At 60.0% G+C, this 13,911-nt stretch carries 13 protein-coding genes and 1 pseudogene; 9 read left to right on the top strand and 5 right to left on the bottom strand.

Annotation, left to right across the window (positions count from 1 at the left end; all coding sequences use genetic code 11):
* Window positions 1-46: 46 nt before the first annotated feature.
* Entirely contained in the window at window positions 47-400 is a 354-nt protein-coding gene (locus AD930_RS09060) for a TonB family protein (protein WP_156476956.1), read from the bottom strand.
* A 274-nt stretch (window positions 401-674) separates the two neighbouring features.
* Between AD930_RS09060 and AD930_RS09055 the strand changes: the two genes are divergently transcribed.
* Entirely contained in the window at window positions 675-1,370 is a 696-nt protein-coding gene (locus AD930_RS09055; RefSeq protein WP_061505976.1) for a glutathione S-transferase, read from the top strand.
* A gap of 40 nt (window positions 1,371-1,410) precedes the next feature.
* Here AD930_RS09055 and AD930_RS09050 read toward each other — a convergent pair whose 3' ends face one another.
* From AD930_RS09050 to AD930_RS09035, 4 genes are all read right to left on the bottom strand, one after another.
* Window positions 1,411-1,986, bottom strand: coding sequence for an energy transducer TonB (locus AD930_RS09050; protein ID WP_156476955.1), 576 nt, complete (start codon window positions 1,984-1,986; stop codon window positions 1,411-1,413).
* A gap of 103 nt (window positions 1,987-2,089) precedes the next feature.
* Window positions 2,090-3,466 (bottom strand): amidase, encoded by a 1,377-nt coding sequence (locus tag AD930_RS09045; RefSeq protein ID WP_061505974.1) that lies wholly within the window; start codon window positions 3,464-3,466, stop codon window positions 2,090-2,092.
* Between the two features lie 60 nt (window positions 3,467-3,526).
* The gene (locus tag AD930_RS09040; protein ID WP_061505973.1) at window positions 3,527-4,309 is read right to left on the bottom strand and encodes an exodeoxyribonuclease III; all 783 of its coding nucleotides are present in this window, start codon (window positions 4,307-4,309) and stop codon (window positions 3,527-3,529) included.
* The gene (locus tag AD930_RS09035; RefSeq protein WP_043550264.1) at window positions 4,306-4,677 is read right to left on the bottom strand and encodes a HesB/IscA family protein; all 372 of its coding nucleotides are present in this window, start codon (window positions 4,675-4,677) and stop codon (window positions 4,306-4,308) included. The genes AD930_RS09040 and AD930_RS09035 overlap by 4 nt, the downstream gene beginning before the upstream one ends.
* A gap of 170 nt (window positions 4,678-4,847) precedes the next feature.
* Between AD930_RS09035 and AD930_RS09030 the strand changes: the two genes are divergently transcribed.
* From AD930_RS09030 to serS, 8 genes and pseudogenes are all read left to right on the top strand, one after another.
* Window positions 4,848-6,017, top strand: a complete 1,170-nt coding sequence (locus AD930_RS09030; RefSeq protein WP_061506008.1) for a deoxyguanosinetriphosphate triphosphohydrolase — start codon at window positions 4,848-4,850, stop codon at window positions 6,015-6,017.
* Between the two features lie 39 nt (window positions 6,018-6,056).
* A complete protein-coding gene (gene argS / locus AD930_RS09025; protein WP_061505972.1) occupies window positions 6,057-7,844 on the top strand; it encodes an arginine--tRNA ligase in 1,788 nt (595 codons plus the stop codon).
* Entirely contained in the window at window positions 7,844-8,875 is a 1,032-nt protein-coding gene (locus tag AD930_RS09020; RefSeq protein ID WP_061505971.1) for an SPOR domain-containing protein, read from the top strand. Before argS ends, AD930_RS09020 begins: the two co-directional genes overlap by 1 nt.
* Window positions 8,876-8,886: 11 nt before the next feature.
* Complete coding sequence (locus tag AD930_RS09015) at window positions 8,887-9,924, top strand: segregation and condensation protein A (protein ID WP_061505970.1); 1,038 nt, start codon at window positions 8,887-8,889, stop codon at window positions 9,922-9,924.
* 83 nt (window positions 9,925-10,007) lie between these two features.
* Window positions 10,008-10,814, top strand: a pseudogene (scpB, locus tag AD930_RS18465) (SMC-Scp complex subunit ScpB); the annotation flags it as partial.
* A 321-nt stretch (window positions 10,815-11,135) separates the two neighbouring features.
* Entirely contained in the window at window positions 11,136-11,813 is a 678-nt protein-coding gene (gene tatB / locus AD930_RS09005; protein ID WP_082781797.1) for a Sec-independent protein translocase protein TatB, read from the top strand.
* Window positions 11,810-12,637 (top strand): twin-arginine translocase subunit TatC, encoded by an 828-nt coding sequence (tatC, locus tag AD930_RS09000; protein WP_061505969.1) that lies wholly within the window; start codon window positions 11,810-11,812, stop codon window positions 12,635-12,637. Before tatB ends, tatC begins: the two co-directional genes overlap by 4 nt.
* 3 nt (window positions 12,638-12,640) lie before the next feature.
* On the top strand, window positions 12,641-13,909 hold the full coding sequence (gene serS / locus AD930_RS08995; RefSeq protein WP_061505968.1) for a serine--tRNA ligase: 1,269 nt from the start codon (window positions 12,641-12,643) through the stop codon (window positions 13,907-13,909).
* Window positions 13,910-13,911: the final 2 nt, after the last annotated feature.

Below are 13,911 nucleotides of genomic sequence, written 5' to 3'. Positions count from 1 at the left end.
TGAAGGACCTTCAATCGGACTGCTCCAATAAGATCAGGCAACGCGATTAATCATCAGGGTGAAATCTTAGAACGATTTTTCGGTTATGCTCGACGACAGGAACGCCATTTTTCATAGCAGGCTTGTATCTGGCGGTTTGGCAGTATTTTAGTGCTTCAGCATTGAAATCGGGATTAGGGTTTGGTGTTATTCTGCAATTTATTGCACGCCCGTCTTCGCTGATATCTGCGTAAATGGTAACGGCGCTATCCTGCCATTTTTTTAACTCAGACGGGCTCATGCGTATTGGGTTGTGAGAGAGAGCCTGATGACTGACCTGTTGGAGTTGGGCTGTGCCGTCAGCTTTGGCCTCAGCGCAAAAGGCAAGAAGCCCGACGGTAATGACCATAAGTTTTTTCAAATTCGCCTCCCATTACAATACAGGAGACGTTAGCCGTACGGGACGGGGTGGGGGAGTCAAAAGCTCATCGCGGCGCGCATCTTCTTAAACACGTGTTCTGGAATAGACCATAGATGCGCATGCCGCACCCGATGCACGGAACCAAAGTCATGATCGGGTCCTTATAGACACTGTCTGGGGCGACGCTCAGGTCCACATCAACATTACAATCTGGTCCGGAATGACGGGCGAGAGGGCGGTCGAGGCCTCATACCAACAGGAAGGATCGCTTATCATGATTACCGTGCATCATCTGGATAATTCACGTTCCCAGCGGATCCTCTGGCTGCTGGAGGAACTGGAATTGCCCTATGACATTAAGTTTTATAAGCGCGACCCCAAAACCATGATGGCCCCAAAATCTCTGTTGGCCGTTCATCCTCTGGGCAAGGCTCCCGTCATCACAAATACTGATGGTAATGTGACGCTGGCAGAAAGCGGGGCGATTATCGAATATCTTATTAATCAGTACGGCAACGGCCGATTGGCACCTGCGCGCGATACACCCGAGTATATCCGCTTCATCTACTGGCTGCATTATGCAGAAGGGTCGGCTATGCCGCCGCTTCTGCTCAAACTGATATTCGGGATGCTGCCCGAAAAGGCTCCTTTGCCTTTCCGTCCTTTTGCTTTCCTGATTGCAAAAGGAGCACAGACAAAATTTATCAATCCGCAGGTTAAACTGCATATGGATTATTGGGAACGCAGCCTGTCCGACAGCGCATGGTTCGCCAGTAATGATTTTACCGCGGCGGATATCCAGATGAGCTTCCCCCTTGAAGCCGCCGCCGCCCGCGCCGAGGCAACGGACGGTCGGCCTCATGTGAAAGCGTTCCTGAGCCGTATCCATGCCCGTCCGGCTTATCAACGCGCCTTGCATCGTGGTGGGGCTTATGCTTACGCAAATGATGGCAGCAAGCCTGCTTCCTGAGGAATTAGACGTGCCGCGTAGTCAGACGGCGGTCCCTTAGTCAGTTGTCCACGTGATATTTAACGGTCACCAGATGGTCATGCTCGATCACAGGAACACCGTTTTTGATGGGGCGGCGATATTTCTCATTACGGCAATAATCCAGAGAGATATCGTCAAGATCAGGTTTTTCGCTTGAAACAATTCGACAGTTTACGTTGTGGCCGTCTTTGCTGATGTCGGCTTTCATCACAACGGTGGCTTCCGCGTTGTTCTGTGCCGTCGGTTCTGGAGAAGCCGGTGCAGTCGGGACAGGCTGAGACGTGCTCATATCGTCCGCAGGTGCCAGGGGCTTTTCCTGCGTTGCGCATGCCGCCAAAAAAAATGTGAGTGTTGCCGGAATAATTCTTTTCAAATTCGCCTCCTGCGCGATTGGGAAGACGATAGCCGGATGGAGCGAAGCTGGAAACGTCTTCGTTCTGCTCAGGATCAAGGGGCTTTTTTCTCGGTTGCCAGGCATCCCTGCCGCGTGCAGTGGCGATGGAGAAAATCCTGCTTCCCATCCCATGAACGCTGGAGCACCCACGGAGACCATTGATGTCCAAGAAGGTGACAAATGAGGCGTGACCTGAACCATCTCATGATTGAGTTTTTCCTTTCGGGAGCAGGCGTTTCTGATCTTTTTAAAAACAGAATTTTGTAAAAGTTCTTTTGAGAATCATAAGGGGAGCGGGGCTAATTTAAGAAGGAGTTTGTCCCAAAACCTGCTCCATCCACGCAGCAACACTAAACAAATGGTCATCGCGCATATGATGCCCCATCGCCATGATCCCAACCGGCGCGGAGCCTTGCTCATGGCAGGGCAGGCTGATGGCGCAGCGGTCCAGAAAATTGGTGATTGTCGGGTTACGCAGAAGCAGCAGGTTGGTGGCGGCGTACACGGCGTCATCCTGCAGGTCATCAATGCGGGGAGCAATGATAGGCACTGTGGGCATCAGGATGGCGTCATACGCGTCCAGTGCCTCGGCAGCTTTGGCAATCAAGGAGCGGCGACGCAGCCGGAGTGTAATGTAGTCTACGGCAGTCTGTTCTTTGCCACGCAAAATGCGCTTTAAAACAAAGGGATCATAAAGATCCCCGTGGTCTTCAATTAGTTTTGCATGCCATGTGAGAGATTCGGGTGCGGGAAAACCGCCCAGCGCGTTAATCTCCGGCAGGGTGCCCAGCTCTGGGAAGGTCACATCCGTCAGAATAGCGCCAGCCTGCTCAAGCCTTTGGAGCGCCTGCTCATAGGTACGGGCCACAGTGTCATCCACACCCGCAGTCACGTAGTTACGCAGCACCCCCAGACGCGGGGCGCTGACGGTGTCTGCCACAGGCGCATCGGTCGGGTTGATGCTCTGCCCGGACAAGGCGCGGTCCGCCGCCCAGCAGCAGGACACGGTGCGCCCCAGACTGCCGATGGAATCCAGCGTAAAAGACAACGGAACTGTGCCTGCTGTGGAAATGCGGGAGGCGGTGGGCTTGTAACCAACAAGTCCGGTCAGGGCTGCGGGGATACGGCAGGAGCCGCCTGTATCACTGCCAATGCCGATCGCAGCCATCCCATCTGTGACCGAAATGGCCGCCCCCGAGGAAGAGCCCCCCGGAATGCGACGGTTTGCTCTGTCCCACGGATTGGCGGGAGTGCCTGTATGCGGATTGATGCCCACGCCCGAGAACGCAAATTCGGTCATGCTGGTGCGGCCAATGGAAATCAGCCCTGCTTTGCGCACATTAGCAATAGCGGGAGCGTCCTGTGTGGCGGGAGCGGCGTCTTCCAGAATGCGGGAGCCTGCTTTGGTCACGGACCCGGCTTCATCAAACAGATCTTTGACTGAGACCGGGAGGCCCGAAAGAGCGGGAAGGGGACCGCCCAGCTTGCGCAGGCGGTCACTCTCATCCGCCGCAGCGCGAGCGGCAGCGGCAGCGGCATGCACGGCGACAAACGTGCGGGAACCCTCACCCTGTGGGTCCGCAATGCGGTCCAGCGCCTGTTCCACCAGATCCCGACTGCGCAGCCTGCCGTCTGCCAGAGCCTCTGCCATAGAAAGAAGGGACTGAGGGGCAGTGCTCATGCAGACAAACTCCGTCTTGCGCCCCGCGTCAGGCGGGGCGACTTAATCCAGGGTGTGCGATCAGGCTGTGGGAGCCGGGTCTTTCAGCGTTACAATCAGCGGGACATGGTCGGACGGGCGCTCCATGGCGCGCTCTTCCTTGTCGGGCTGTGCATCAATCAGCCGCTCCGCCACGCGGGGGGAGAGCAGGGCGTGGTCAATACGCAGGCCGCAGTCACGCTGCCATGCGCCAGCCTGATAATCCCAGAATGTATACGCGGTGCCGGTGGGGTGGACGGCACGCAGAGCATCGGTCAGCCCCAGCCAGACCAGACGCCGCCATGCGGCACGGCTTTCAGGCCGCACCAGTGCATCGTCTGGTCCCAGAGCGCCGGGGGCGCAGTCTTCAGCAGTTGGGCAGACGTTATAATCTCCAGCCAGCACAAAATCGGTTTCAGACTGCATGAAGCTTTGGGCGCGGCTGGCGAGGGCATCGAAAAACGCCAGTTTGGTTGCATAGCCTTCTTCCCCACCGGAATTGCCATTGGGGAGGTAGAGGTTGCCCAGTGTCACGCCCTGTGTGCGCACTTCAACATAGCGGGCGGCGGGGTTTTCAAACCCCGGCAGGTGGTCGGTCGTGGTTTCAAACTCACCCCGCACCAGTGTCGCTACGCCATTGTAGGATTTCTGGCCCACAACGGCGCATTTATAGCCAGCATCCTGAAAGATTTCGGCAGGAAACTGCGCGGTTTCGCATTTGATTTCCTGCATCATCAGCACATCTGGTTCGTGGCGTTTTAGCCAGTCCAGAATCAGGTCTTGCCGTTGACGGACAGAATTGACGTTCCAGCTGGCGATTTTCATGCGACGGAAAAGCTCGTGCCGCACCCGCAGGAGGAGGCTGCATTCGGGTTGTTCACGGTGAAATGCGCGCCCATCAGCTTGTCCGCAAAGTCCAGCTGCGCACCGGCCAGCAGGTCGAGGCTGACAGGGTCCACCACCACCAGAGCCTCGCCCTTGTCCAGTCTGATGTCATCCGGCTCAATATCATCCGGGCCAATCAGTTTGAACTGATACTGGAAGCCATTACAGCCCCCGGCTTCCACCGCCACGCGCAGGGCGGCAGGCGGGGCTTTCCCCTCTGCGGAAGCAGAAGCGGTGCGTGATGCAATCACGCGGGCAATGCGCGCGGCTGCGGCATCGGAGACGGAAAAGGGCTGGGGCTGGGTCATGTCTTTGTAGATAGCGTGCGCGGGCTCTGGTTTGAAGGGGCAGTGAGGGCGTGCATGGTCAATTTTCACGCAATGGCCTAGTGTGCCTCTTCTGTGGACGCGGGAGTAAAACCGCCCACACCAGAGCAAGCAGGACCGGAAGACTTATGGGATTACAGGCTGCCGCACAGATGTCTCTCGCACCCTACGCCGTGCATATGGCACCAGAGCGGGGGCGCCGCTTGCATGCGGAAGAGGACTCACTCACCCGCTCCCCCTGGCAGCGTGACCGGGACCGTGTGGTGCATTCCTCCGGCTTTCGTCGCCTGCAATACAAGACGCAGGTCTTCATCAACCATGAAGGCGATTTTTTTCGCACTCGACTGACCCATTCTCTGGAAGTCGCACAGGTGGCGCGCTCCATGGCGCGGTATCTGCGGCTGGATGAGGACCTGACGGAAGCTGTGGCTCTGGCGCATGATCTGGGCCACACGCCGTTTGGTCATGCGGGGGAAGAAGCTCTTGCCGCCCAGATGCAGCCATGGGGCGGGTTTGACCATAATACGCAGGCCCTGCGGCAGGTGACCCTGCTGGAGCGGCGCTATCTGGCGTTTGATGGCCTGAATCTGACTTGGGAAACACTGGAAGGGCTGGCCAAACATAATGGCCCGGTAAGGAATCCCTCCGCCCGTTTGCGGGAGATTGATGCACAGTGGTCGCTGGATCTGGGGACGTATGCGTCGGCTGAGGCGCAGGTGGCCGCTCTTGCGGATGACATTGCCTATCACGGGCATGATCTGGATGACGGCGTAAAATCCGGCCTGCTTTCACTGGATGATCTGGTGGATGTGCCGCTGGTAGGGGATGCTCTGCGGGATGCCCGCAAGCTGGCCGCCAATTTACCGAAGGACACCCCGCACATAAAGCAGCGCATCCGGCACGAAATGGTCCGGCGTGTGATTCATGCCCTGACAACCGATGTGCTGGTTTGCACCCGTAAGCGGCTGGCCGATCTGGCCCCGCAGAGCGTGGAAGAGATTCGGGCGGCATCGGAACCCGTTGTGGCCTTCAGCCCGGAGATGGCAGAGGCCAACAAGAGCATCAGGAAGTTCCTGTTTGCCAAGCTTTACCGCCACTGGCGCGTCAACCGCATGACCTACAAGGCCAAGCATGTGACGTCCGAACTGTTTACCATTCTGGTGGAGTCGCCCCAATTGCTGCCCGATGGCTGGCGCGAGCCCGCTCTGGCGGGAGACGAGGCCGGATTGCGGCGTACAGTGGCCGATTATGTCGCCTCCATGACGGATCGCTACGCGATGGAAGAACATCGCCGGTTGACTGATCTGTCCATAGCAGGCTGAAAACGCGGTTCTACCGCTTTCTTTGGGATCTTGAGTGTAATGTCAGACTGTTTGTTCCAGCGTTATCGTCACCACGTTCTGGCCGCCGTTCGGGCGATGCTGCCTGATGTGTCGGAAGAAACGCTGGCCCGTGTGGAAGTCACCCCGGCGCGTGACCCCTCGCATGGGGATATGGCAACCAATGCGGCCCTGCTGCTGGCCAAACCGGCGCGCCGCAAGCCTGCCGACATTGCAACGGACCTTGTTGCCGAGCTGGAAAAGGTTGAAGGCGTTGCCCGCGTGGCCGCTGCCGGTCCGGGCTTTGTAAACATCACGCTCACCCCGGACGTGCTGCGCGCTACCCTGCCTGCCGTGCTGAAGGCAGAGGAAGCCTACGGCGAGTCGCAGTCTGGTGCCGGTGTGCGGGTAAATGTGGAATATGTGTCCGCCAACCCCACCGGCCCGATGCATGTGGGCCATTGCCGTGGCGCCGTGGTGGGTGATGCGCTGGCCAACCTGATGGCCAAGGCAGGCTTTGACGTCACCAAGGAATTCTACATCAACGATGCCGGCGCGCAGGTTAAGGCGCTGGCATGGGCAGTTTACTGGCGCTACCTGCAGGCTCTGGGCACCACCGTGACGGAAGAGGCGTTTGACGCTCTGACCCCGACCGGCCTGCAGTATCGTGGTGAGTATCTGATCCCGGTGGGGGAAGCGCTGGTTGCCCAGTATGGCGATAATCTGGCGGAACCCGGCGCAAATCCGGCCCCGGAACTGACCTGGCTGGATACGGTGCGTGACTTTGCCGTGGCGCAGATGCTGCTGGTCATCAAAGATGATCTGGCAGCCCTTGGTGTGCACCAGAATGTCTTTACGTCTGAGGCACAGGTGCTGCGTGATGGCGTGACAGATGCCGCCATTGATAAGCTGGAAAAACAGGGCCTGCTGTACGAGGGCGTGCTTGAGCCCCCCAAAGGCAAGCTGCCGGATGACTGGGAAGAGCGCGAGCAGCTTCTCTTCCGTTCCACCCAGTTTGGTGATGACGTGGATCGCCCGATGCGTAAGTCGGACGGCACCAACACCTACTTCGCTAATGACATTGGCTATCATGCGGACAAGGTGGCCCGTGGGGCGCAGATGATGGTGGATGTGTGGGGGGCGGACCATGGCGGTTACGTCAAACGCATGAAGGCCGCCGTGCGCGCTGTGACGAATGATGCTGTGCCGCTGGAAGTAGTGCTGTGCCAGATTGTGCATATCCTGCGTGACGGCCAGCCGGTGAAAATGTCCAAGCGGGCAGGCACCTTCGTCACGCTGCGGGATCTGATTGATGAAGTGGGCAAGGATGCCGTGCGCTTCACCATGCTCACCCGCAAAAGCGATGCGCAGATGGAGTTTGATCTGGATCTGGTTGTGGCGCAAAAGCGCGATAACCCGGTCTTTTACGTGCAGTATGCCCATGCGCGTTGCCGCTCCGTGCTGCGGGCCGCGCAGGAAGAAGGCTCTTATGGGGCCATCACGCCGGACGCTCTGGCTGCCGTGCCGCTGGATTGCCTGAATTCCGATGCAGAAATGGCACTGGTGCGCCGTATGGCAGAATGGCCGCGTCTGGTGGAAGCAGCGGCACTTGCGCGGGAACCGCATCGCGTGGCCTTCTATCTGGCGGAGCTGGCGGGTGACTTCCACGCGCTGTGGAACCGTGGGCGGGATGATGCGTCTCTGCGCTTTCTCCAGCCCGATGCGCCTGATGCCACGCGGGCGCGGCTGGCACTGGTTGCAGCAACCGCAACTGTTATCCGGTCCGGGTTGGCTGTCATGGGCGTAGAGCCTGTGGAGGAGATGCGTTAATGAGCGAAGACAACAAAGGTTCTTTTGACGAGCGGATCAACCGTGCGCGGGAACGCATGAGCACGGATTATGATGCGCCGCCTCCGCGCCGCCCGGCTGCCCCTGCAGGCGGCGTAGGGGCAGGCGTGATTTCTCAGTTTCTGAGCAGCGATACCGGAACCCGCAGGCTGGTTTACGGGGCTGCCGGGCTGGGTGGCCTGCTGGTGCTGGGCATTGGGGGCTGGGCGCTGATGGGCCACCACCAGAGTGGTGTGCCCGTTCTCGGACCGCCGCCGGTTGCCATGAAGACCAAACCGGTTGATCCGGGCGGGATGCAGGTTGATGGCCTGAGCACACCGGAGGCTGATGATGGGCAGGCGCATCCGGTTCCCGCGCCGGAAAAGCCTAATCCGGGGGCGCTGGCCGCACAATATGGCCAGCAGGCAGCCAAAACGGCAGCCACGGAAGGTTCCGCCCCCGGTGACGTAGCATCTGCCGATCAGGCCAAAGCTCCCCCCGCCGGAGCGGATGGGGCTGCGCCGGAAGGTGACGCGTCTGCTCCTGCGGGCACGTCTGCACAAACCGATGCTCCTCAGCAGCCTGAAAGCCTGCCTGAAACGGGCACAGGTGTTGCGGATGATTCCGCTTCCGGGGATGCCGCAGCCAACGCACCGGCAGCACCCCCCGCTGCTCCCGTGCCCAGCAAGGTAGCTCCCAAACCCGCACCGAAAAAGGTTGCGCCTGCGGAGGACACTGAAGCCGCCCGTAAAACGGAAGAGGCCGCCCCGGCGGCCAGTGCAGGCACCGGTGGGAAGTTCCGCGTTCAGCTGGCGGCACTCCAGAACGAAGCTCAGGCACAGCAGGAATGGAGCCGCCTGAAAACGCGCTACCCGACCCTGTTTGCAGACCGCTCACCGGTGATCGAAAAAGTACAGCGGGATAACGCTGTATTCTATCGCCTGCGGGTGGGGGGCTTTGCCTCTGTGGCGGAAACGCGCAGCTTCTGTAGTGCCGTGCGGGAACGCGGGCTGGGCTGCACACAGGTCCATTAAGGGCAGACAGAATGGATGCCGCGCAGCCGCCTGAGAGCGTGCCAGAGCTGGAAACATCAGAGCCTCTGCCAGACCCGGCAGAGGCTTCTGGCGCTGCTGTTGCGGTAGGCGCGGACGCTGGCGGGGATGGCGGTGTGCCGCGTGTGCCCCTGCTGTCACTGGACGGGTTTGAAGGCCCGCTGGATCTGTTGCTGGATCTGGCGCGGGCGCAGAAGGTTGATCTGTCCCGCATTTCCATCCTGCAACTGGTGGAACAATATCTCGCGGTTGTGGAATCTGCCCGCAAAGTGCGACTGGAACTGGCGGCGGACTGGCTGGTTATGGCAGCCTGGCTGGCCTGGCTAAAATCCCGCCTGCTGCTGCCAGCAGAAGATGAACTGGCTGCGGAGGGGGAAGATGCCGCCGAGCTGTTGCAGGAACGGCTGATTGAGCTGGCCTGCATGACGGAGCTGGCCCGCTGGCTGGAGGTCCGGCCTCGGCTTGGGCGTGATGTCTTTGCCCGAGGTGAAAGCGAAACCCTGATTGAAATTGACCGCTCGGGTCTGGCGCTGGATATGCCGCAACTCATGCGCGCCTATATGGCGGCCATGCGGCGTAACGCCCGGAAGCGTATTTACGCGCCCCGCACCATCCGGTTCTGGACGGTGCAGGATGCACTTGCCCGCCTGACGCGCCTGCTGGGCAAAACTCCACCGGGCTGGAACAGTCTGGATGCTTTTTTGCCGGAGCAGTTACCGGAAGAAGGCGTGGGGGAAGAAGCCATGCGCCAGCGTCGGGCTGCCGTGGCAGGCACCCTGATTGCGGGATTAGAACTGGCCAAAAGCGGTCGGCTGGAACTGCGGCAGGATGAAACCTTCGGCAAAATCATGCTGCGCCCGCATGAGGAGCAGGACGTTCCGCCGGACGAGGATGCTGACTATGTGAATGATGCCGCAAGGGCCAGCACGCAGCCAAAGGACGTTGAAGCAGCGCAGGGAAGTGCTACGCCAGTCGCGGATGATGACAGGCCCGGACGCAAGACGCGGCGCACAGGCAGGGAGACCCCATGAGCGAAAAATCTGAGACGATCCCGCACGCTTCGCAGGCATCGCCCTCACAGGCGGCGGCGGGTGCGCCGGAAATCATAGCCGCTCTGTCTGGTGCTGAACCGCAAGGGACAGATGCTGCGTTTGCCGTGCCGGATGATGCCGTGCGTCTGGCGGAAGCTCTGATTTTTGCGGGCACCGAACCGGTCAGCCTTCGGCGTCTGGCGGAATTGCTGGAACTCCGGCAACTGGTGCCAGAGGGCGTGGAAGACCTCGGGGCTTTCGTGGCAGCTGTCATGGGGGCGCTGGTGGCGCGGTATGAAGGACGCGGCGTCCTGCCGGTGGAAGTGGCTGGCGGCTGGCAGTTCCGCACGGCGCCAGATCTGGCTCCGGCTTTGACCCGTGTGCTGGAAAAACCCCGTCGGCTGCCGCGTGCGGTTATGGAGACGCTGGCGATTATTGCCTATCACCAGCCCTGTACCCGCGTGGAAATTGAAGAAATTCGCGGCGTCAGCCTCGGCCAGAATGTGCTGGATACGTTGATCGAGGCCTCTCTGGTTGCCCCGCGCGGACGCAAGGAAGTGCCGGGTCGCCCGGTGCTGTGGGGCACAACGCCCGATTTCCTGCGGCATTTCGGCCTGCGTGCTCTGTCGGACCTCCCCCGGCGCGAGGAGCTTCTGGTGGATGTGCCGGATACGCTGACCTCTGGCAGAAAGTCCGCACACGATGGATCAGCGGAGCCGCAGGAAAGTGGGCCGGATGAGGCGCATGATAGCCACAGCATCGTTTTGTCAGGCACGGTCCTGTCTCTAGATGGGGAAACGACGGTCCATAGCGCTTCAACAAAGGCTGCAGAGCATATCACTTCAGAGCCGGAAGCGCCTGAAGAGCATTTGGGTAATGCCGAGGAAACTGTTCTCCCCGCAGGCGATGCAGAAGGCGATGCGGTTGAAACGGACCCTGACTTAACCCCTGCTGAGGGGGAGATTGCCCCCGTTCAGCCGGAACTGGAACCGGACGCGGAAACTCTGCCTGAGGACGTATCTGCTGAGCCGGAAGCAGATGCCGGAGCGCCAACTGTTTCCGAGCCGGGGCGGTCGTGATAGATCTGCGGCGTCTGCGCGTAAATCCTGCCTTCTCCGGCATACTGCTAAGGGGCGGGGCTGCGCGTGCAAGAGAGACGCATGGGGGGAGAGGCCCGTTCTCCCGCTTCATGCTGATGGGTGGTCCTGCGGATGTTTGATTTTGCCTGGTCGGAAATTGCGCTGATAGGAGCGGTGGCGCTGGTCGTCATTGGTCCGAAGGATCTGCCTGTGGCCATCCGGGGGCTGGCCGGGTTTGTCAAAAAAGCACGCAAGCTGGCGAGTGAGTTTCAGTCGCACGTGGATGAAATGGTGCGCGAGGCGGACCTGACGGAAGTGCGCGACCATGTGCGGGATCTGCGGAACCTGAATGTGCGGGGCCGCATCATGAAAGCTATCGATGGTGATGGCACGCTGGCACGGTCTTTCGATGAACCGCCGGGCGTTCGCCCCGCAGGCCCGCGCGGACTGGATGCGCCGCCGCGCCCCACCGCTGTTGCTGGCACGACCGGTGCTTCGACTGCCATGCTGGAAGAACGCAGCGTCGGTCTGCCGAGCTTGCCTCCTTCTGCGGCAAGCGGTGCTGGGCTGGATGATCTCAACCCACTGGTAGAAGATGAAGTGGTGGATGCCCCGCCGGAACTGCCGCCCAACCACGTGCGGCGGATTGTTAAGGAACGCACGCGGCTTTTCCCGCCTGCCATTCTGCCGCCGGTGCGGCTGATACACGGGCAGCGCCGGGTGGCACCGGGGCCAGCAGTGCCGGGCCAGTCAACAGGCGAATATCCTGCGCAAGCGGCTGACGGCATGGAGGCCGGGCGCGGGCTATGAAGGAGAACGAACCTCTGCAGGATGATCCCATTCACGATCAGCCCATGCCGCTGATTGACCATCTGCTTGAACTGCGCCGCCGCCTTTTATGGTCCGGCGCGGCCTTTCTGGTGTGTTTTGCGCTGTGTTACCATTTTGCAGGTGACATCTATCTCTTTCTGGCCCGGCCTCTGGGTGAGATCATGCGGCAGCAGGGTGAGCAGCCGCATCTGATCTATACGGCGCTGTATGAGGCCTTTTTCACCTATATCCGCGTGGCATTTTTCGGGGCGGCATTTATGTCCTTCCCCATTATTGCCATTCAGGCGTGGATTTTTATCGCACCCGGTTTGTACCGGTCGGAAAAGCGGGCTTTTGCTCCGTTTCTGATTGCAACGCCCATCCTGTTCCTGCTGGGTGCGGCGCTGGCCTATTACTTCATTTTCCCCATCGCATGGCGGTTCTTCCTGTCCTTCCAGACACCGGGCAGCTCTGGCGGCGTGCAGATTGAACTTCAGGCCAAGGTGTCTGAATATCTCTCGCTGGTCATGAAGCTGATTATGGCGTTTGGGGTCGCGTTTGAATTGCCGGTGGTGCTCACCCTGCTGGCGCGGGTGGGGATTGTCACCGCCGATATGCTCAAGCGCTTCCGTCGGTATGCCATTGTGGGGGCGTTTGTCATCGCCGCCATTCTGATGCCGCCGGATGTGATTACCCAGGTAGGGCTGGCGGTGCCGCTTGTCCTTCTTTACGAAATTTCCATTGTGGCAGCCCGGCTTGTTGAACCTAAGACTAAGCCGGACCCGCTGTCCGAAGAAACCACTCCAGAGGAAGAGGCTTCCTGATCCATGCATGATATCCGCGCTCTGCGCGCAGACCCTGCCGCTTTTGATGCCGATCTCGCCCGCCGCGGGATCGACCCCGTCGCGCAGAAGCTTGTCTCATGGGATGAAGAACGGCGTCAGGCTCAGACAGCCCTGCAGGAAAAACAGGCCCGCCGGAAGGCTCTGGCGCGTGAAATCGGCGGCATGAAGCGCACCGGTGGAGACAGCAGTGCGCTGGAAGCCGAAGGTATTGAAATCCGCGCTGAGATGGAAATACTGGAACGGCGTGTGGCCGATTTGGAAGGCCAGAGTGCTGAGATTCTGGCCAGCCTGCCCAACCGGCTTGACGCTTCCGTGCCGGATGGCCCGGACGAGACAGCCAATGTGGTCCAGCATGTGTGGGGCACGCCGCGTGAGTTCAGCTTTGCCGCGCGCCAGCATTTTGAACTTGGTGAAGCGCTGGGCCTGATGGACTTCGCCACGGCCTCCAAACTCTCCGGTGCACGGTTTGTGGTGCTGCGTGGCGCGCTGGCTCGTATGGCCCGCGCACTGGGGCAGTTCATGCTGGATCAGCACACGGATGAGAACGGCTACGAGGAAACTCAGGTGCCGGTGCTGGTGAATGATGCCGCCATGTATGGCACGGACAAGCTGCCCAAATTTGCGGACCAGTCCTTCCGCACGGAAGATGGCCGCTGGCTGATCCCGACGGCGGAAGTCCCGCTGACGGCGTCTGTCGCAGGTGATATTCTGGATGCCAGCACACTGCCCCGCCGTATGACGGCGCTGAGCCAGTGCTTCCGCAGTGAGGCCGGGTCTGCCGGGCGGGATGTGCGGGGGATGCTGCGTCAGCATCAGTTTGAAAAAGTGGAAATGGTGTCCGTCACCACTCCGGAAGAGAGTGAAGCAGAGCATGAGCGCATGACGCGCTGTGCTGAAAAAATTCTGGAAAAGCTGGAAGTGCCGTATCGCCGGGTTCTGCTGTGCGCGGGTGATACCGGTTTTGGCGCTGCCAAGACGTTTGATCTGGAAGCATGGCTGCCGGGTCAGGCAGCATGGCGTGAAATTTCTTCCTGCTCCAATACGCGGGACTTTCAGGCGCGCCGCATGAATGCCCGTTTCCGCCCGCAGGGTGGTGGCGCTCCGGTGTTTGTGCACACACTGAACGGCTCCGGTCTGGCTGTAGGCCGCACGCTGATTGCGGTGATGGAAAACGGCCAGAATGAAGATGGCTCCATCACGGTGCCAGAAGTTCTGCGGCCCTACATGGGCGGTCTCGAACGGATCGGCTAACA

Source organism: Acetobacter malorum (genome assembly GCF_001580615.1).
Lineage (GTDB): Bacteria > Pseudomonadota > Alphaproteobacteria > Acetobacterales > Acetobacteraceae > Acetobacter > Acetobacter malorum.
Note: the sequence above shows the minus strand (reverse complement) of the source record. Positions and strands in the feature narration are given on the sequence as shown.

What these genes read in the sequence shown, in the direction of transcription:
- AD930_RS09055 (WP_061505976.1), top strand. Translation starts at nt 675, where the DNA reads ATGATTACCGTGCATCATCTGGATAATTCACGTTCCCAGCGGATCCTC.
- AD930_RS09050 (WP_156476955.1), bottom strand. Translation starts at nt 1,986, where the DNA reads ATGGTTCAGGTCACGCCTCATTTGTCACCTTCTTGGACATCAATGGTC.
- AD930_RS09045 (WP_061505974.1), bottom strand. Translation starts at nt 3,466, where the DNA reads ATGAGCACTGCCCCTCAGTCCCTTCTTTCTATGGCAGAGGCTCTGGCA.
- AD930_RS09040 (WP_061505973.1), bottom strand. Translation starts at nt 4,309, where the DNA reads ATGAAAATCGCCAGCTGGAACGTCAATTCTGTCCGTCAACGGCAAGAC.
- AD930_RS09035 (WP_043550264.1), bottom strand. Translation starts at nt 4,677, where the DNA reads ATGACCCAGCCCCAGCCCTTTTCCGTCTCCGATGCCGCAGCCGCGCGC.
- AD930_RS09030 (WP_061506008.1), top strand. Translation starts at nt 4,848, where the DNA reads ATGTCTCTCGCACCCTACGCCGTGCATATGGCACCAGAGCGGGGGCGC.
- argS (WP_061505972.1), top strand. Translation starts at nt 6,057, where the DNA reads ATGTCAGACTGTTTGTTCCAGCGTTATCGTCACCACGTTCTGGCCGCC.
- AD930_RS09020 (WP_061505971.1), top strand. Translation starts at nt 7,844, where the DNA reads ATGAGCGAAGACAACAAAGGTTCTTTTGACGAGCGGATCAACCGTGCG.
- AD930_RS09015 (WP_061505970.1), top strand. Translation starts at nt 8,887, where the DNA reads ATGGATGCCGCGCAGCCGCCTGAGAGCGTGCCAGAGCTGGAAACATCA.
- tatB (WP_082781797.1), top strand. Translation starts at nt 11,136, where the DNA reads ATGTTTGATTTTGCCTGGTCGGAAATTGCGCTGATAGGAGCGGTGGCG.
- tatC (WP_061505969.1), top strand. Translation starts at nt 11,810, where the DNA reads ATGAAGGAGAACGAACCTCTGCAGGATGATCCCATTCACGATCAGCCC.
- serS (WP_061505968.1), top strand. Translation starts at nt 12,641, where the DNA reads ATGCATGATATCCGCGCTCTGCGCGCAGACCCTGCCGCTTTTGATGCC.